This window comes from Enterobacter sp. 940_PEND (assembly GCF_001059415.1).
Taxonomy (GTDB): Bacteria; Pseudomonadota; Gammaproteobacteria; order Enterobacterales; family Enterobacteriaceae; genus Enterobacter; species Enterobacter cloacae_M.
On record NZ_JUMS01000149.1, the window covers coordinates 15415 to 31051 of the forward strand.

At 59.1% G+C, this 15637-nt stretch carries 20 protein-coding genes and 1 riboswitch; of the genes, 12 read left to right on the top strand and 8 right to left on the bottom strand.

Going from position 1 to position 15637, the window contains the following annotated elements:
• Positions 1–3 precede the first annotated feature (3 nt).
• From ADJ24_RS21325 to hpxK, 5 genes are read left to right on the top strand one after another with little or no spacing between them, the layout of a single operon-like run.
• Positions 4–669 carry an amino acid ABC transporter permease gene (locus tag ADJ24_RS21325; protein WP_023311065.1) on the top strand — a complete coding sequence of 222 codons (666 nt, stop codon included), beginning with the start codon at positions 4–6 and terminating at the stop codon, positions 667–669.
• The gene (locus ADJ24_RS21330; RefSeq protein ID WP_064791110.1) at positions 669–1325 is read left to right on the top strand and encodes an amino acid ABC transporter permease; all 657 of its coding nucleotides are present in this window, start codon (positions 669–671) and stop codon (positions 1323–1325) included. The genes ADJ24_RS21325 and ADJ24_RS21330 overlap by 1 nt, the downstream gene beginning before the upstream one ends.
• Positions 1306–2043 carry an amino acid ABC transporter ATP-binding protein gene (locus ADJ24_RS21335; protein ID WP_008499843.1) on the top strand — a complete coding sequence of 246 codons (738 nt, stop codon included), beginning with the start codon at positions 1306–1308 and terminating at the stop codon, positions 2041–2043. The genes ADJ24_RS21330 and ADJ24_RS21335 overlap by 20 nt, the downstream gene beginning before the upstream one ends.
• Before the next feature lie 13 nt (positions 2044–2056).
• Entirely contained in the window at positions 2057–3298 is a 1242-nt protein-coding gene (locus ADJ24_RS21340; RefSeq protein WP_023311067.1) for a pyridoxal-phosphate-dependent aminotransferase family protein, read from the top strand.
• Positions 3295–4557 carry an allantoate amidohydrolase gene (gene hpxK / locus ADJ24_RS21345; RefSeq protein WP_023311068.1) on the top strand — a complete coding sequence of 421 codons (1263 nt, stop codon included), beginning with the start codon at positions 3295–3297 and terminating at the stop codon, positions 4555–4557. The genes ADJ24_RS21340 and hpxK overlap by 4 nt, the downstream gene beginning before the upstream one ends.
• Here the strand turns inward: hpxK and ADJ24_RS21350 are convergent.
• Positions 4523–5524: a magnesium transporter gene (locus ADJ24_RS21350; RefSeq protein ID WP_023311069.1), complete on the bottom strand. Its 1002-nt coding sequence runs from the start codon at positions 5522–5524 to the stop codon at positions 4523–4525. The two genes, hpxK and ADJ24_RS21350, sit on opposite strands and share 35 nt — an antisense overlap.
• A 60-nt stretch (positions 5525–5584) precedes the next feature.
• Positions 5585–5754: riboswitch (M-box (ykoK) riboswitch) on the bottom strand.
• Positions 5755–5913: 159 nt separating this feature from the next.
• On the opposite strand from ADJ24_RS21350, the gene ADJ24_RS21355 reads away from it, so the two are divergent.
• Entirely contained in the window at positions 5914–6417 is a 504-nt protein-coding gene (locus ADJ24_RS21355) for a DedA family protein (protein ID WP_023311070.1), read from the top strand.
• A gap of 1 nt (position 6418) precedes the next feature.
• On the opposite strand, the gene ADJ24_RS21360 is transcribed toward ADJ24_RS21355, so the two are convergent.
• Positions 6419–7168, bottom strand: a complete 750-nt coding sequence (locus tag ADJ24_RS21360; protein WP_023311071.1) for an SDR family oxidoreductase — start codon at positions 7166–7168, stop codon at positions 6419–6421.
• A gap of 100 nt (positions 7169–7268) precedes the next feature.
• Between ADJ24_RS21360 and ADJ24_RS21365 the strand changes: the two genes are divergently transcribed.
• Positions 7269–7628 carry a winged helix-turn-helix transcriptional regulator gene (locus ADJ24_RS21365; protein ID WP_023311072.1) on the top strand — a complete coding sequence of 120 codons (360 nt, stop codon included), beginning with the start codon at positions 7269–7271 and terminating at the stop codon, positions 7626–7628.
• A gap of 1 nt (position 7629) precedes the next feature.
• Here the strand turns inward: ADJ24_RS21365 and ADJ24_RS21370 are convergent, their stop codons facing one another.
• Complete coding sequence (locus ADJ24_RS21370; RefSeq protein WP_023311073.1) at positions 7630–8424, bottom strand: SDR family NAD(P)-dependent oxidoreductase; 795 nt, start codon at positions 8422–8424, stop codon at positions 7630–7632.
• Between the two features lie 125 nt (positions 8425–8549).
• Positions 8550–8993 carry a winged helix-turn-helix transcriptional regulator gene (locus ADJ24_RS21375; RefSeq protein ID WP_023311074.1) on the bottom strand — a complete coding sequence of 148 codons (444 nt, stop codon included), beginning with the start codon at positions 8991–8993 and terminating at the stop codon, positions 8550–8552.
• 152 nt (positions 8994–9145) lie between these two features.
• Here ADJ24_RS21375 and agp point away from each other — a divergent pair, with 152 nt between their 5' ends.
• Positions 9146–10387 carry a bifunctional glucose-1-phosphatase/inositol phosphatase gene (agp, locus tag ADJ24_RS21380; protein WP_023311075.1) on the top strand — a complete coding sequence of 414 codons (1242 nt, stop codon included), beginning with the start codon at positions 9146–9148 and terminating at the stop codon, positions 10385–10387.
• A 33-nt stretch (positions 10388–10420) separates the two neighbouring features.
• Here the strand turns inward: agp and ADJ24_RS21385 are convergent, their stop codons facing one another.
• Together ADJ24_RS21385 and wrbA are read right to left on the bottom strand one after the other, a co-directional pair.
• Positions 10421–10648 carry a YccJ family protein gene (locus ADJ24_RS21385; RefSeq protein WP_008499832.1) on the bottom strand — a complete coding sequence of 76 codons (228 nt, stop codon included), beginning with the start codon at positions 10646–10648 and terminating at the stop codon, positions 10421–10423.
• A 20-nt stretch (positions 10649–10668) separates the two neighbouring features.
• Positions 10669–11265, bottom strand: a complete 597-nt coding sequence (gene wrbA, locus ADJ24_RS21390; RefSeq protein WP_023311076.1) for an NAD(P)H:quinone oxidoreductase — start codon at positions 11263–11265, stop codon at positions 10669–10671.
• Between the two features lie 391 nt (positions 11266–11656).
• Between wrbA and ADJ24_RS21395 the strand changes: the two genes are divergently transcribed.
• The 4 genes from ADJ24_RS21395 (at position 11657) to ADJ24_RS21410 (ending at position 13721) form a co-directional block, all read left to right on the top strand.
• The gene (locus ADJ24_RS21395) at positions 11657–11827 is read left to right on the top strand and encodes a general stress protein (protein ID WP_023311077.1); all 171 of its coding nucleotides are present in this window, start codon (positions 11657–11659) and stop codon (positions 11825–11827) included.
• Between the two features lie 117 nt (positions 11828–11944).
• Positions 11945–12862, top strand: a complete 918-nt coding sequence (locus ADJ24_RS21400) for a DMT family transporter (RefSeq protein WP_023311078.1) — start codon at positions 11945–11947, stop codon at positions 12860–12862.
• Between the two features lie 61 nt (positions 12863–12923).
• The gene (locus tag ADJ24_RS21405; RefSeq protein WP_023311079.1) at positions 12924–13193 is read left to right on the top strand and encodes a DUF1778 domain-containing protein; all 270 of its coding nucleotides are present in this window, start codon (positions 12924–12926) and stop codon (positions 13191–13193) included.
• A 27-nt stretch (positions 13194–13220) separates the two neighbouring features.
• Positions 13221–13721, top strand: a complete 501-nt coding sequence (locus tag ADJ24_RS21410) for a GNAT family N-acetyltransferase (RefSeq protein WP_173654903.1) — start codon at positions 13221–13223, stop codon at positions 13719–13721.
• A 73-nt stretch (positions 13722–13794) separates the two neighbouring features.
• On the opposite strand, the gene rutG is transcribed toward ADJ24_RS21410, so the two are convergent.
• The gene (gene rutG / locus ADJ24_RS21415) at positions 13795–15117 is read right to left on the bottom strand and encodes a pyrimidine utilization transport protein G (RefSeq protein ID WP_023311081.1); all 1323 of its coding nucleotides are present in this window, start codon (positions 15115–15117) and stop codon (positions 13795–13797) included.
• A gap of 21 nt (positions 15118–15138) precedes the next feature.
• Positions 15139–15633 (bottom strand): NADH-dependent FMN reductase RutF, encoded by a 495-nt coding sequence (rutF, locus tag ADJ24_RS21420; RefSeq protein ID WP_023311082.1) that lies wholly within the window; start codon positions 15631–15633, stop codon positions 15139–15141.
• Positions 15634–15637: the final 4 nt, after the last annotated feature.

The window sequence follows — 15637 nt, forward strand, 5'->3', positions numbered from 1 at the left end:
CCGATGACTGAGCAACTTCATTTCTCCGCGCTCTGGCCGCACTGGCCGGAGCTGCTGGCGGGGCTATGGGTCACCGTTCAGCTGACGGTGATGGCCACCGTCGGCGGGCTGGCGATAGGGATTTTCGGGGCGGCGATCCGCAGCGGACGCAAAACCTGGTTCAGCCGGATCTGGGGCGGCTACGTGGAAATTATCCGCAACACGCCGTTTGTCGTGCAGCTGTTTTTCATCGTCTTCGGCCTGCCGAATCTCGGGCTGAAGATGACGGCGGGGGAAGCGGCGCTGCTGGCCATGGTGGTGAACCTGGGCGCCTACAGCACCGAAATTATCCGCGCGGGCATACAGGTCACGCCGAAAGGGCAGTGGGAAGCCGGACGCGTGCTGGGGCTGACCCGCCTGCAGACCTTTATCCGCGTGGTGCTGCCGCCCGCGCTGCAGCGCATTTATCCGGCGCTGGTGAGCCAGTGCATCATCGTGATGCTCGGCTCGTCGGTGGTGTCGCAGGTCTCGTATGAAGAGCTGACCTTCGCCGCCAACCTGATCCAGTCCAGAACGTTTTTGAGCTTTGAGGTTTATCTGGTGACAACCGGGATTTACTTAGCGCTGTCGATTACCCTGCGCCAGCTGATGATGGCGGCGGGACGCAAATGGCTGGGGGTGCAGGCATGATGACCACCTTTACCGACTGGGACATTATTCGCAACCTGCTGCTGGCCGGACGCTGGACGGTGCTGCTGTCGCTGGTGGCGTTTGTCGGCGGGGCGGCGGTGACGCTGCCGCTCCTGCTGCTGCGCCTCACGGGCGGGCGCACGGTCAGGCGCATCATCCGCGGCTATATTGAGCTGTTTCAGGGCACGCCGCTGCTGATGCAGCTGTTCCTGGCCTTCTTCGGCGTGGCGCTGTTCGGCATCGACGTTTCGCCTTGGACCGCCGCCTCGCTGGCGCTCACCTTCTACACCAGCGCGTTTCTGCTCGATATCTGGAACGGCAGCATTCGCGCCCTGCCGAAAGGGCAGTGGGAAGCGTCGCGCTGTCTGGGGCTGACCTTCGGCCAGACCCTGTTTCGCGTCGTTGCCCCGCAGGCGCTGCGCATCGGCATCGCCCCGACGGTCGGTTTTGCCGTTCAGGTGATCAAAGGCACCGCGCTGGCGTCGATCATCGGCTTTATTGAGCTGACCAAGGCCGGGACCATGCTGACCAACGTGACGTATCAGCCGTTTAAGGTCTTTGCGCTGGTGGCGCTCGGCTACTTTATTCTGTGTTATCCGCTGTCGCGCTACAGCCGCTATCTGGAGACGAAATTCAATGCCTCTCATCACCATTAATCAGGTGCAGAAGTACTACGGCGATAACCACGTGCTCAAGGGCGTCGATCTGGATATCGACATGGGCCAGGTGATCTCCATTATCGGGCGCAGCGGATCGGGCAAAAGCACGCTGCTGCGCTGCATCAACGGCCTGGAAGGCTATCAGGACGGCAGCATCAAGCTGGGCGGCATGACCATTACCGACCGGGATTCTCAGGCGCGCGAAATCAGCCGCTCGGTCGGGATGGTGTTTCAGAGCTTCAACCTGTTCCCACACATGACGGCGCTGGAAAACGTGATGCTCGCCCCGCGTCGGGTGCTGAAGAAAAGCGCCGCCGAATGCCGCGAGCTGGCGCAGCGCATGCTGGAGAAAGTGGGCTTAGGCGATCGTCTGGATTACTACCCGTCGAGCCTCTCCGGCGGCCAGCAGCAGCGCGTGGCGATTGCCCGCGCGCTGGCGATGTCGCCTAAAGTTTTACTCTGCGACGAGATCACCTCCGCGCTCGACCCGGAGCTGGTGGGCGAAGTGCTCAAGGTGCTGGAGCAGCTGGCGGCCGAGGGGATGACGCTCATACTGGTTACCCATGAAATGAATTTTGCCCGCGAAGTGGGCGACCGCGTGGTGTTTATGCACCAGGGGAAAGTCTGGGAGCAGGGCGACAGCAAAACGCTGTTCGCCAATCCGCAGACCACGGAACTGAAGCAGTTCATCTCCTCCGTGCGCGGCCTCAACTGATAAGGACTGACAAATGGATATCGCACGCTTTCCGCAAATCAACCCGCCCCAGCGCCTGCTGATGGGGCCGGGCCCGATCAACGCCGACCCGCGCGTGCTGCGCGCCATGTCGAGCCAGCTGATCGGCCAGTACGATCCGGCCATGACCCACTACATGAACGAGGTGATGGCGCTCTATCGCGGGGTGTTCCGCACCGAGAACCGCTGGACGATGCTGGTGGACGGCACCTCCCGCGCGGGAATTGAAGCCATTCTGGTCTCTGCCATCCGCCCGGGAGATAAGGTGCTGGTGCCGGTCTTTGGCCGCTTTGGTCATCTGCTGTGCGAAATTGCCCGCCGCTGCCGCGCGGAGGTGCATACCATCGAGGTGCCGTGGGGCGAGGTGTTTACCCCGGACCAGGTAGAGGATGCGATTAAGCGTATTCGTCCGCGCCTGCTGCTGACCGTGCAGGGCGACACCTCCACCACCATGCTGCAGCCGCTCGCCGAGCTGGGCGCGATCTGCCGCCGCTACGACGTGCTGTTTTACACCGACGCCACCGCGTCGCTCGGCGGCAACGCGCTGGAGACCGACGCCTGGGGGCTGGACGCCGTCTCGGCCGGGATGCAGAAGTGCCTCGGCGGCCCGTCGGGCACCTCGCCGATCACCCTGAGCGCGCGCATGGAAGAGGCGATCCGCCGTCGCAAATGCGTTGAGGAAGGCATCCGCACCGACGCCCACCGCGACGGCGACGAGGAGATGATCTACTCCAACTACTTCGATCTCGGCATGGTGATGGACTACTGGGGGCCGGAGCGGCTGAACCACCACACCGAAGCCACCACCGCGCTGTTTGGTGCCCGCGAGTGCGCGCGGCTGATCCTGCAGGAAGGGCTGGATAACGGCATCGCGCGCCATAAGCTGCACGGCGATGCGCTGCTGAAGGGCATTCAGGCGATGGGGCTGGAGACCTTTGGCGACCTGAAGCACAAGATGAACAACGTGCTGGGCGTGGTTATCCCGCAGGGCGTCAACGGCGACCAGGTGCGTAAGCTGATGCTGGAGGATTTCGGGATTGAAATCGGCACCTCGTTTGGCCCGCTGCACGGCAAAGTGTGGCGCATCGGCACCATGGGCTACAACGCGCGCAAAGACTGCGTGATGACCACCCTGAGCGCGCTGGAGTCGGTGCTGAACTACCTGAAATTCTCCACCACGCAGGGGGCCGCCATGCAGGCCGCGTGGGACCACTATCACCGCGAGACGCCGCAATGAGCCCGGCGGCAGAACGGGTGATGGCCCGCGCCGACGCGCTGGCCGCCATCAGCGAAACCCCGGATGCGCTGACGCGGGTCTATCTCTCCACCCAGCATCTGCAGGCCAACCAGCTGGTGGGGCAGTGGATGAGCCAGGCGGGAATGACCGTCTGGCAGGACAGCGTGGGCAACATCTGTGGACGCTATGAGGGCGCGCAGGAAGGGGCGCAGGCGGTGCTGCTCGGCTCGCATCTCGATACCGTGCGCAATGCCGGACGCTACGACGGCATGCTTGGGGTGCTCACCGCCATTGAGGTGGTGGACAGCCTGCACCAGCAGGGTGTGCATCTGGCGCAGGCCATCGAGATTGTCGGCTTTTGCGACGAAGAGGGGACCCGCTTCGGCATTACGCTGTTAGGCAGCCGGGGCATTACCGGCACCTGGCCGCAGGGCTGGCTGGAGAAAGCCGACGCCAGCGGAATCAGCGTGGCGCAGGCTATGACCCTGGTGGGGCTCGATCCTGCCCGCGTGCTGCATGCCGCGCGCCGTCAGGAGGATTTCAGCGCCTATCTGGAGCTGCATATTGAGCAGGGGCCATGCCTTGAGCAGGAGGCGCTCGCCCTTGGCGTGGTGGAAGCCATTAACGGCGCGCGCCGTCTGAACTGCCGCTTTACCGGCGAGGCCGGGCACGCGGGAACCGTACCGATGCTCCACCGCAGGGACGCGCTGGCCGCCGCCGCCGAGTGGATGGTTATCATTGAAAACGCTACCCGACAGCAGGGCGGCAACCTGGTAGCGACGGTTGGCGAGCTGCGCTGTCTGCCGGGGGCGGTGAACGTAATCCCCGGCGAGGTTCAGCTCTCGCTGGATATTCGCGGTCCGCAGGATGCGCCGCTTGATCGGTTGCTTAACGACCTGCTGGAACATGCCCAGGCGATCGCATCGCGCCGCGGTCTGGACTTCAGCGCCGAGGAGTTTTACCGCATTGCCGCCACGCCGTGCGATATCCACCTGCAAAAGGTGCTGGGGGAGGCCGTCACATCGGTACAGGGGCGCTCGCTATCGCTGCCCAGCGGTGCGGGCCACGATGCGATTGCCATCGCGGAACGCTGGCCGGTCGGCATGCTGTTTGTGCGCTGCAAAGGGGGCGTCAGCCACCATCCGGCGGAATCGGTGATGGCTGAAGATGTCGCCCTGGCGATTGAGGTGTTTTCGCGAGCGGTGATCCAGCTGGCGGACCGCGTTACTCCAGCCCCAGCGTATATTGCGCGATCTTGAAGTAGATAATCAGCCCGGTGCCGTCAATAAGCGTCGCGATAAACGGCGCGGAGACGACCGCCGGGTCAATGCCGCAGCGCTTGAGCACCATCGGGATCACGGACGACACAATCGCACTCCAGAGCGTAATGCACACCAGCGTCAGGCTGACGATAAGCGTAATTTCCAGCCCAATCCCCATCATCCAGGCGCGAATGCACCCGGCGACACCGAGCGTGGCGGCAATCATCAGCGAGGTGGTCATCTCTTTACGCAGCACGCGGCCAACGTCGCGCAGGCGGACTTCCCCCAGCGCCATGGCGCGCACCAGGGTGGAGGTGATCTGCGTCCCGCTGTTGCCGCCCGTGCCGATCAGCAGCGGAATAAAGAACGCCAGCGCGATGGCGGACTCCAGCGCCTCTTCAAAATGCTGAATCACCGAGCTGGTGTAGGCCTCCGCGACAAACAGCAGCAGCAGCCAGACGGAACGTTTCTTCCACAGGCTATACGGGCTGGTGTCCAGATAGGGCTTCTCCAGCGGCAGCGTCGCCCCCTGAAGCTGGGCGTCTTCGGTGACGTCATCTTCCAGCAGATGGGCGATTTCGCGCTCGGTCAGGCAGCCGACGAGCTTGCCGTGGGTGACCACGGGCACCACATCCGCGCCGCCGTGCGCCAGCAGTCCGGCAACGTCGGCACGTTCATCCTCCGGTTTGACCTGCAAAAACTGCGAAATCATCAGCGATTTCACCGGCTGTACCGTATCGGCGGTTTGCAGCAATTTACGCACGGCAATCATGCCCGCCAGGCGGCCATTGTCTTCAATAAAAATATGAGACGGAATATCGTCGTCTTTTAATTTTTCGAAGAATTGCTCGCGCGCCAGCGCCACGCATAATGAAATATCGAGGACAATAAAATCGGTATTCATATATTGCGCAATGGCGCTGTCATTGAATGCCAGATTCTGGTTGTGAATAGCGTAAGACATAGTGAATTCCCTTTGAATAATAACATCTCTCAGGGGCGAGCAAGACAGGGCATGTCGAAGAGGAGATCCCCACGTCCTGGGTTCAGCACTGTACACCGTATCCCGCGAGGGAAGTTATACTGACAAAGCCTTGATTCGACAGTGCCTGTTTTACCCTGTGTCGGTTCTCTCGAACCTACCAGAGCGATAACGTGTATTTGTACAGGAGCCTCGCCATAACGAGATCGTTGTAAAACGAGAGGAATAATACGCTTATTTAAATTTACCGCTCAGAAAATTAAATAATGTTTAAGAACGGTTTAGACGATTTTTATTAATAAAATGTTGAGGGTTTATTTAGGTTAATTCATTTCTAATGGAGGATTAAATAATCAACGAAGGAGAGGGTAATGGCGTGGTTTGATAATCTGCTGAATCATTTTGCGCTGTATCCGGCACATCTTTTCGCGCTGTTATTTGTGATGGCGCTGAGTAAATCGACGGTGCTGATCTCCTCCGTGCTGCCGCCCGCCTCGGTGATGCTGCTGGCGGGCATTACCGTTAGCCAGACGAGCATGCATCCTGCACTGGCGTGGCTGGCCATAGTTTTGGGGGCAACGGCGGGTTCGGTGCTGAATTACCATATCGGCCAGCTGATGGGGCACACCCGGCTGGTCACGCGTTTCACCTCAAAGCATGCCGATAAGTTCTTGCGGGTACAGCATCAGTTGCAAAAGAACGGTGTCATCGTGCTGTTTACGTCGCGTTTTCTGGCGGTGTTGCGCTACATCGTGCCGCTGGCGGCGGGCATGCTCAGGCTGAATGCAGTCAAGGTCTACGCCGTCAGCCTGCTTTCCGCCTGCGCATGGGCGGCGCTGTATGTCGGCATCATCACCGGCATCAGCGCCTTTTGAGTTACAAACTCCCCATTCCGCCGTCCACCAGCAGCTCCGTTCCCACCGTGTAGCTCGACTCGTCGGACGCCAGATAGAGCGCGGCTTTTGCCAGCTCCGTCGTCGAGCCCATTCTGCCGAGCGGCACCAGCTCGATGATCTCCGCCATCATCGCGTTAAGCGCCTCATCGCTTAAGCCCGTCTTCGTAAACGCCGGAGTTTCCACCGGACCGGGGCTCAGGCCGTTGACGCGGATCCCGCGCGGCAGCAGCTCCGCCGACAGCGTGCGCGCCAGCGACAGCAGGGCAGCCTTGCTCGCGGCATACACGCTGCTGGTGGGCAGGCCGATACGCGCGCTCACCGAGCCGCAGAGGATCACCGACGACGGGTTATTCAGCAGCGGCAGCAGCGCCTGAATTAAAAAGAACGGCCCCTTCAGGTTGATGCCCATCAGGCGGTCCCACGCATCCTCCTGCCAGGCTTCCAGCGGCGCGTGCGTTACGTCGCCGGCGTTGAGAAACACCGCGTCCAGGCGTGGCCAGCGGGCGGCGAGGGTTTCCGCCAGCGCTTTTTGTGAGGCGATATCTCCCGCATCGGTCGGGATCACCCAGGCCTTATCGCCAAGAATACGTTCTGCTTCGGCGAGGGTGTCCGGGTTGCGTCCGGTCACGGCGACGCGCGCGCCTTCGGCGATAAACGCCTGCGCGGTGGCAAGACCGATGCCGCTGGTGCCGCCGGTAATCAGCGTATATTTATCTGTTAAACGACCCATGTTCTTCTCCTGAAATGTCACTGGAGAAAGCACTATAGAAACGTTAGTATCGAAAGGAAACCAGGTACCAAATGGATACTAAAGAGGCAAGAGGTGTGCTATGGCAGAAATGCTGGAGGTGTGCTGCGAAAAAAAATCTGAGGCGTATACCTGCCCGATGACGCAGTTTGTTAACCTGATTTCCGGCAAATGGGCGATCCCCATTCTCTACCGCCTGATTGTTTTTAACACGCCCGTACGCTTTGGCGATCTGCTGCGGGCCGCTGCCCCCATCACGCAGAAAGAGCTGACAAAGCAGCTGCGCCTGTTTGAGCAGCGCGGGCTGGTGACGCGGACGGTCTACCCGGAGATCCCCCCGCGTGTGGAGTATCAAATCACCGCGCTGGGGTTAACCCTGCAGGACGCACTCTCCCCGCTGGCCGCCTGGATGAGCGAGTACGGCGACCAGCTTGAGCGTTAGGCTACTGTTTTGCGTAGCGCGGTGCCGGAATGCCGGTGCGTGCGCTGTTGAACAGCTCAAGACGCGCCGCTTCGTAGCGATCCCACAGGCCAGCGTCATGCATCGGCGGGATGGTGATCGGTTCACCCTGATCCAGACCCGCCAGCGATGCATCCACCATATCGTCGGTGGTCATCACCGATCCTTCCGGCAAATCGTTCACCGTGACGCCCGAATGGCTCCAGATTTCCGTCGCCGTGGCGGCGGGCAGCACAGCCTGAATGCGCACGCTGCTGTCGGCAAATTCTTCCTGTAACCCACGGGTAAAGCTCAGAACCCACGCCTTGGTGGCGCTGTAGAGCGCGCTACCGGCACGGACGTGCAGCGCTAACACCGAGGCGATATTGATCAGCGTGCCGCGATTGTTCTGCGCCAGGCGCGGCAGGATGGCGTAGGTCAGACGCATCAGCGCCGTGGTGTTCAGGGTGTTAATGGCCTGATGCTGCGCCACATCGCCTGCGAGGAACGGCGCCATCTGGGCGGTGCCCGCGTTGTTAATGAGCGTATCAATGGCTGTGTTGCTGCGCAGCTCCTCTTCCACGGCGCGGATCCCCTGTTCATCGGTAAGATCGGCCACCAGAATATCGACGGCCACGCCGTAGCGCGCGCGAAGGTCGGCGGCAAGGGTTTTCAGGCGATCTTCGCGACGGGCGACCAGTACCAGGTTAGCGCCGCGCGCGGCAAGGCGATCGGCATAAACGGCACCAATTCCGGAAGAGGCGCCCGTAATCAGGGCGGTGGTGATTTGCGTAGTCATCGTGTGTTACCTCAGGGCAAAGTGGGTTATTTGGTTTCAAGATGAAACTAAATAAACTCTCTGCTATTTGGTTTTATAATGCAACCATATTTGCGAGCATTTTGTGCTTTTGCCGTCGGGAACTATCAGGAGGGGAGTTTCGCCACGATCTCTTCAGGCGTCAGTTCGCGGCCATCGTCGGCGATAAGCGCCAGTTTACGCAGGGGTTTGCGCTGTTCGGTATCGACCAGCACGGTGCCGCATTCGTTATCCGCAAACAAAAATTCATTGCCCCACTGGGAGAGGGCAACCAGCACCGTTTGCAGGGCACGACCTTTCTCGGTCAGGACGTATTCCTGCCAGGCGCTGCCGTCGGACGCGGGCTGAAGCCGGAGGATGCCTTCGTCGACCAGCAGTTTTAGCCGCGTGGTCAGCATGTTTTTGGCGATACCAAGGCTTTTCTGGAACTCGCCGAAGCGTTTAATCCCGCGCAGCGCGTCGCGCACGATCAGCAGCGACCACCAGTCGCCGATTATATCCAGCGAACGGGCGACGGGGCAGGTGCTTTCTTCGAGGCGGGTACGTTTCACGGTCAATTCTCCGGTGGGGTGTGGTTTTATTATAAAACTTATTGGTGCACACAGTAAGCACGTTAATCATCAGTTTGAGAAATGCTTCCCGGAAAATTGTCACCAATCTGTCACACTGAAGGCGACATTTTAAAACGATTGAGGAATTAGGGATGAGAAAAGCACTACTCGCGCTGGCAGTCGCCGGTTCCATTTCAGCAACGTTTGGCGTGCAGGCGCAAGAGACGCCGGAAGGGTATCAGCTGGAGCAAGTTTTAATCATGAGTCGTCACAACCTGCGCGCGCCGCTCGCCAATAACGGCAGCGTGCTGGAGCAGTCCACGCCGAAGCAGTGGCCGGAGTGGGAGGTGCCGGGCGGTCAGCTCACCACCAAGGGCGGCGTGCTGGAAGTCTATATGGGCCATTACATGCGCGAGTGGCTGGCGCAGCAGGGGATGGTGAAGACGGGAGAATGCCCGGCGGCGGATAGCGTTTATGCTTACGCCAACAGCCTGCAGCGTACCGTCGCCACAGCGCAGTTCTTCATCACTGGCGCGTTCCCGGGCTGCGACGTTCCCGTGCACCATCAGGAAAAAATGGGCACCATGGATCCGACCTTTAATCCGGTGATTACCGATAACTCGCCGGAATTCCGCGAAAAAGCGCTCAAGGCGATGGAGTCCGAGCGGCAGAAAATGCAGCTTACCGAAAGCTATAAGCTGCTGGAGCAAATGACGAACTACGCCGATTCTCCGTCCTGCAAAGAGAAAAAGGTCTGCTCGCTGGCGGACGCGAAAGATACCTTTAGCGCCGACTATGAAAAAGAGCCTGGCGTATCCGGGCCGCTGAAGGTGGGCAACTCGCTGGTGGATGCGTTCACGCTGCAGTATTACGAAGGCTTCCCGGCCGACCAGGTGGCATGGGGCGAAATCAAAACCGACCAGCAGTGGCGCGTGCTGTCAAAGCTGAAGAACGGCTATCAGGACTCGCTGTTTACCTCCACCGAGGTGGCGCAAAACGTGGCGAAGCCGCTGGTGAAGTATATTGATAAAACCCTGGTCACCGAGCAGGCGAAAGCGCCTAAGATCACCCTGCTGGTGGGGCATGATTCGAACATTGCTTCCCTGCTCACCGCCCTGGATTTCAAACCGTATCAGCTGCACGATCAGCAGGAACGTACCCCGATCGGCGGCAAGATTGTCTTCCAGCGCTGGCATGACAAAAACGCCAATCAGGAGCTGATGAAAATTGAGTATGTCTACCAGAGCTCAGAGCAGCTGCGTAACGCCAGCGTGCTGTCGCTGAAGTCCCCCGCGCAGCGCGTGACCCTGGAGCTGAAAGGCTGTCCGGTGGATGCGAACGGCTTCTGTCCTGTCGATAAATTCAATGCGGTGATGAATAACGCGGCGAAGTAAAGGAGAACCCCCCGCTGCGGCGGGGGGAAACGCTTAGACGTTTTTACGTTCGATGGTTTGCTCGCCCCAGAAGAGCGAGTCTTTATCCGTTTTTTCGAAGGCGCGCACCAGCACCTCATCGTTACCTTCCTCCCAAATCTGCTCGGCCAGCTTTTCATCGTACTTCGCGACTTCAAAGATAGCTTCGGCAATCTCCGGAGAGGTGTTGCGTAAACTTGCCCATTCGCCCACGTGGTGAGCTTTGGATTCTTGAGTTGGCATGCTTGTCCTCCTGTTGGGTGTTAGCCGTTCAGTTTTTTGGCCAGACCCGCGACGTATTCACCCTGATAGCGGGCGATAGACAGTTCTTCATTGCTTGGCTGACGTGAGCCATCCCCACCGGCAATGGTGGTTGCGCCGTACGGCGTACCGCCACGCACCTGGGAAATGTCAAACAGCTCCTGGGCGCCGTAGCCAATCGGCACAATCACCATCCCGTGATGAGCAAGGGTAGTCCAGGTTGAGGTAATCGTCTGCTCCTGACCGCCGCCGGTGCCGGTTGAGCTGAATACGCTGGCGAGTTTCCCGTAGAGCGCGCCGGATGCCCAAAGTCCGCCGGTTTGATCGAGGAAGGTGCGCATCTGGCCTGACATATTGCCGAAGCGGGTCGGTGTGCCGAAGATAATGGCATCATAGTCCGCCAGCTCCTGCGGGGTGGCGACCGGGGCGTTTTGCGTTTTCCCCCCGGCTTTCAGGAAGGCTTCCGCCTGCATGGTTTCCGGTACGCGTTTCACCACAACCTCAACGCCATCAACCCTGTTCGCACCTTCTGCTACCGCGTGAGCCATGGTTTCAATGTGTCCATACATGGAATAATAGAGCACCAGAACTTTTGCCATTTTGCATCACTCCTCGTTTGTTTTTTCTGACAGCGGATCGCTGCGCTCATTTAAAGATATGTCATCACGGCCAGACTGCAAAAATGAACGCCATTTCTTTGATTTATAACAATATGGTTACAAAAAGGCTTTGTAGCAAAATGAAACAACTTTTTGGCGGCGGATTTTTGAAATGATAAGAAAGGCTTATGAATCGCCGCCGCGTCATCTCACCCGAAAGGCTGAGTTCATGTTGCAGAATATTACCTGCGGCTTGCCGGATAGCGGCATTCCACTAAGCTTAGTTTCACGCGGCACAGATAAAGGCACTGTCCTTGTGTCGCGAGGTGAAAGAATCCTCTTTTACTGAATGCAATATGATGTCTAATGTTTCACATTCTGGAGGTTAGAGATGGCAAACCATCGTGGTGGTTCAGGTAATTTCGCAGAAGACCGTGAAAGAGCATCAGAAGCAGGCCGTAAAGGTGGCCAGCATAGCGGGGGCAACTTCAAGAATGACCCGCAACGCGCATCTGAAGCTGGCAAGAAAGGGGGTAAAAACAGCCACGGCAGCAGTAAGTAACACGCCGGGTTGAACCCCTGCCGCCGGGATCTCCCGGCGGTTTTTTTATTTCTGCAACATTGAACTGTAACCAAAGGCAACGCACACTAGAGAATTCATCTTAACCGCGAGTGCCGCATGTCTGTCTCACGCTTCAAATTCTCCGTTAAACCGCAGGAAGCCATTCTCATTCTCATCACCATGTTCTGGGGCGGGACGTTTCTGGCCGTTCAGTACGCGGTGACCCTCAGCGATCCGTTCTTTTTTGTTGGCCTGCGCTTTGCGACGGCGGCGCTTGCCGTGGGGCTAATTTCGCTTAAAACGCTGCGGGGACTGACGCTGAAAGAACTTAAGGCCGGCGTGGCGATTGGGGTGGCGATAGCGATGGGCTACAGCCTGCAGACGTGGGGATTGCAGACCATCTCCAGCAGTAAATCCGCGTTTATCACCGCCATGTATGTGCCGCTGGTGCCGCTACTGCAGTGGCTGTGCCTGGGGCGGCTGCCGGGACTGATGTCCTGTATTGGCATCGTGCTGGCGTTTATCGGCCTAATCTTACTGGCCGGGCCGGAAAACAACCTGCTTGCGCTGGGGCCGGGCGAAATCATCACCCTGATTGGGGCGATTGCCATTGCGGCGGAAATTATTCTGATTAGCGCCTGGGCGGGCAAGGTCGACGTCAAACGGGTGACGGTGGTGCAGCTCGCCACGGCGTCGCTGGTGGCGTTTGCGACGATGGTTCCGGCAGGGGAATCCGTGCCGCCGATGTCCTCCGGCCTGGTGGTGGTCGCACTGGGGCTGGGTATCTTCAGCGCCATTATTCAGGTCACCATGAACTGGGCGCAGCGCAGCGTATCGCCAACCCGCGCGACGGTGATTTATACCGGTGAACCGGTCTGGGCGGGGATTTTCGGACGCATTGCTGGTGAGCGCTTGCCGCTTCTGGCGCTGGTGGGCGCGGCATTTATTGTCGCCGGGGTGCTGGTAAGCGAGTTAAAGGTCAGAAAGCGTCGGGGTGAGGTCAGGGATTTGACTGCAAAAGAAGGTTTAGATTGAAAAAATGGACAGGCTTATTTACGATATGTACGGATAAATACCGTACACGGTGATGTAAACCATGCCAGCACTTAAAAAACAGCGTATCGATCTTCGCTTAACGGACGAAGACAAAACAATGATTGAAGAAGCGGCGGCGATGACGAACCAAACGATCACCCAGTTTATGGTGAACAGTGCGTCAGAGCGTGCTGCAGAGGTCATTGAGCAGCACCGTCGTCTCGTATTAAACGAAGCATCATGGACTGCGGTGATGGATGCCATCGACAATCCGCCTGAGCCAAATGAACGCCTGAAACGAGCAGCAAAACGGCTTCGAAACATGGAGTGAAGCGCCGTGGAGAATCTCACGATCGAAATGTTATCAGAGGGAACCGATTATGACTTCGAGGATTTTGATTGTGGCGAACCCTCGCTAAATGCCTTCCTTGCTGAACATCTGGTGCGTCAGCACAATGGGCGTATTTTACGAGCCTACCTGCTTAAAGAGCGCGATCGTCCGCGTGTCCTGGGTTATTACACGTTATCGGGAAGCTGTTTTGAAAGAGCGATGCTTCCTTCTAAGACTCAGCAGCGCCGGATCCCTTATATCAACGTACCCAGCGTGACGCTGGGACGTCTGGCTGTAGATAAAACACTACAGGGAAACGAGTGGGGAACAACGCTCGTCGCGCATGCTATGCGCGTTGTCTACCTGGCTTCACAGGCTGTGGGGGTACACGGAATATTTGTTGATGCCCTTAACGAGCGGGCAAAACGATTTTATCTGAAGCAGGGCTTTATCCCGCTGACAGGTGAAAACAGCCATTCTTTGTTCTTCCCTACAAAATCTATCGAACGGCTGTTTGAGCAAGAGTGATTGCTTTACTACCTGTTGTTCTGAAGGAATGTACATGTCGGGTAAGGCCTGGCCGTCACCCGACATGGTGATTTCACGAATCCTGATGCACGACGGCGCCCTGCGGCGCGGCGGCCATCCGGCGGCTCAGCAGGGCGTTAAGCAGGATCGCGCCGAAGGTCGCCGTACCAATCCCGCCAATCGTAAAGCCGCCCAGCGTCAGGGCAAAATCGCCCGCGCCCAGCACCAGCGTGACCGCCACCATAATCAGGTTGCCGTTCTGGCTGAGATCGACCCGATGCTGCACCCAGATACGCGCGCCGGCTACGGCGATCAGCCCAAACACCACAATCGATGCCCCGCCGATGACCGGGGACGGAATGGTGTGGATCAGCGCGCCGAACTTCGGTGAGAAACCGAGCAGCATCGCCATCACCGCCGCCGCCACGAAGACCAGCGTCGAGTAGACCTTGGTCACCGCCATCACGCCGATGTTTTCAGCATAGGTGGTGACGCCGCTGCCGCCTACGGAACCGGAGAGCATGGTCGCCAGACCGTCACCGACGAACGCGCGGCCCATGTACGGATCCATGCTGCGCCCGGTCATCCCCGCAACCGCCTTCAGGTGGCCTAAGTTCTCCGCCACCAGGATCACCGCCACCGGTGCGATAAGCATCATCGCCTGGGTGTTAAAGGTGGGCGAGGTCACCTTCGGCAGGCCGAACCAGGCGGCCTGGTGGAGCAGCGTAAAGTCAACCGGCTTGCCCAGGCCGAAAACGTTGGCCAGCAGCGCGTAGACCAGACAGGCGACAATCAGCCCAACCAGAATCAGCAGCCGCTGAATCATGCCGCGCGTGAACACCGCCACCAGGCCGATGCACAGAACCGTGATCACCGCCATCCAGCTTTCAAACGGCGAGGCGGAGACGCTCCTGACCGCAATTGGCGCGAGGTTGAGGCCTATCGCCATCACCACGGCGCCCGTCACGACGGGAGGCATCATTCGCTCGATCCAGCGCGTGCCGATTTTCATCACCACCAGACCAATCAGGGTGTAGACCAGACCACAGGCGATGATGCCGCCGAGGGCCACGCTCAGGTTAGGGTTGATCCCCTGGCCGTTAAACCCGGTGGTGGCGATGACGACGCCCACAAAGGCGGCGCTGGAGCCGAGATAGCTGGGCACGCGCCCGCCGGTGACGAAAAAGAACAGCAGGGTACCGATACCCGACATCAGAATAGACAGGTTGGGATCGAGTCCCATCAGCATCGGCATCAGCACCGTGGCGCCAAACATGGCGACCGCGTGCTGGACGCCCATCACCATCGTCTGCCCGAGCGGGAGACGTTCATCCGGCGCGACCACGCCTGCTTCTGTGGAGGTCGATTTCAACTGCCAGTGGGGAAATCCGAACATGGTCTGTCTCCTTAAGGCGGGTTAACAGGCGGGTCGCATAAGCGCGTGATAGCCGCGGTCAAACCACACCAGCCCTTGCGGCGCGGGGTGGCGAATAATCGAAATAATGTCGCAAAACAGAATGTCGTGGGTGCCGACGCTCACCACCTGGCTGATGCGGCAGTCAAACGAGGCCAGCGCATCTTCCAGGCGTGGACAGCCCGTGTCGCCCGTCTGCCAGCGGGCGGCGGCAAAGCGTTCCGCCATCGGCGTTTTCCCGCCAAACAGGTTAGATAAAGGCTCCTGTCCGGCGCTCAGGGTATTCACGCAAAGGGTGCGGTTTTCGCTAAACGTTGGCCAGACGGACGCGCCGCGGTTCAGGCACACCAGCAGGGTGGGCGGTGAATCCGTTACGCTGCACACCGCGCTGGCGGTGAAGCCTGCCATCCCCGCCGGGCCGTCGGTGGTGATGATGTTGACCGCCGCGCCAACGCAGGCCATGGCGTCGCGAAAGGTTTGTTTATCCGGTGTTGTCATCATC

What these genes read in the sequence shown, in the direction of transcription:
- ADJ24_RS21385 (WP_008499832.1), bottom strand. Translation starts at nt 10,648, where the DNA reads ATGCCAACTCAAGAATCCAAAGCTCACCACGTGGGCGAATGGGCAAGT.
- ADJ24_RS21400 (WP_023311078.1), top strand. Translation starts at nt 11,945, where the DNA reads ATGTCTGTCTCACGCTTCAAATTCTCCGTTAAACCGCAGGAAGCCATT.
- ADJ24_RS21370 (WP_023311073.1), bottom strand. Translation starts at nt 8,424, where the DNA reads ATGACTACGCAAATCACCACCGCCCTGATTACGGGCGCCTCTTCCGGA.
- ADJ24_RS21405 (WP_023311079.1), top strand. Translation starts at nt 12,924, where the DNA reads ATGCCAGCACTTAAAAAACAGCGTATCGATCTTCGCTTAACGGACGAA.
- ADJ24_RS21410 (WP_173654903.1), top strand. Translation starts at nt 13,221, where the DNA reads ATGTTATCAGAGGGAACCGATTATGACTTCGAGGATTTTGATTGTGGC.
- wrbA (WP_023311076.1), bottom strand. Translation starts at nt 11,265, where the DNA reads ATGGCAAAAGTTCTGGTGCTCTATTATTCCATGTATGGACACATTGAA.
- rutF (WP_023311082.1), bottom strand. Translation starts at nt 15,633, where the DNA reads ATGACAACACCGGATAAACAAACCTTTCGCGACGCCATGGCCTGCGTT.
- ADJ24_RS21335 (WP_008499843.1), top strand. Translation starts at nt 1,306, where the DNA reads ATGCCTCTCATCACCATTAATCAGGTGCAGAAGTACTACGGCGATAAC.
- ADJ24_RS21340 (WP_023311067.1), top strand. Translation starts at nt 2,057, where the DNA reads ATGGATATCGCACGCTTTCCGCAAATCAACCCGCCCCAGCGCCTGCTG.
- ADJ24_RS21325 (WP_023311065.1), top strand. Translation starts at nt 4, where the DNA reads ATGACTGAGCAACTTCATTTCTCCGCGCTCTGGCCGCACTGGCCGGAG.
- ADJ24_RS21355 (WP_023311070.1), top strand. Translation starts at nt 5,914, where the DNA reads ATGGCGTGGTTTGATAATCTGCTGAATCATTTTGCGCTGTATCCGGCA.
- hpxK (WP_023311068.1), top strand. Translation starts at nt 3,295, where the DNA reads ATGAGCCCGGCGGCAGAACGGGTGATGGCCCGCGCCGACGCGCTGGCC.
- agp (WP_023311075.1), top strand. Translation starts at nt 9,146, where the DNA reads ATGAGAAAAGCACTACTCGCGCTGGCAGTCGCCGGTTCCATTTCAGCA.
- ADJ24_RS21395 (WP_023311077.1), top strand. Translation starts at nt 11,657, where the DNA reads ATGGCAAACCATCGTGGTGGTTCAGGTAATTTCGCAGAAGACCGTGAA.
- ADJ24_RS21360 (WP_023311071.1), bottom strand. Translation starts at nt 7,168, where the DNA reads ATGGGTCGTTTAACAGATAAATATACGCTGATTACCGGCGGCACCAGC.
- ADJ24_RS21350 (WP_023311069.1), bottom strand. Translation starts at nt 5,524, where the DNA reads ATGTCTTACGCTATTCACAACCAGAATCTGGCATTCAATGACAGCGCC.
- ADJ24_RS21330 (WP_064791110.1), top strand. Translation starts at nt 669, where the DNA reads ATGACCACCTTTACCGACTGGGACATTATTCGCAACCTGCTGCTGGCC.
- ADJ24_RS21365 (WP_023311072.1), top strand. Translation starts at nt 7,269, where the DNA reads ATGGCAGAAATGCTGGAGGTGTGCTGCGAAAAAAAATCTGAGGCGTAT.
- rutG (WP_023311081.1), bottom strand. Translation starts at nt 15,117, where the DNA reads ATGTTCGGATTTCCCCACTGGCAGTTGAAATCGACCTCCACAGAAGCA.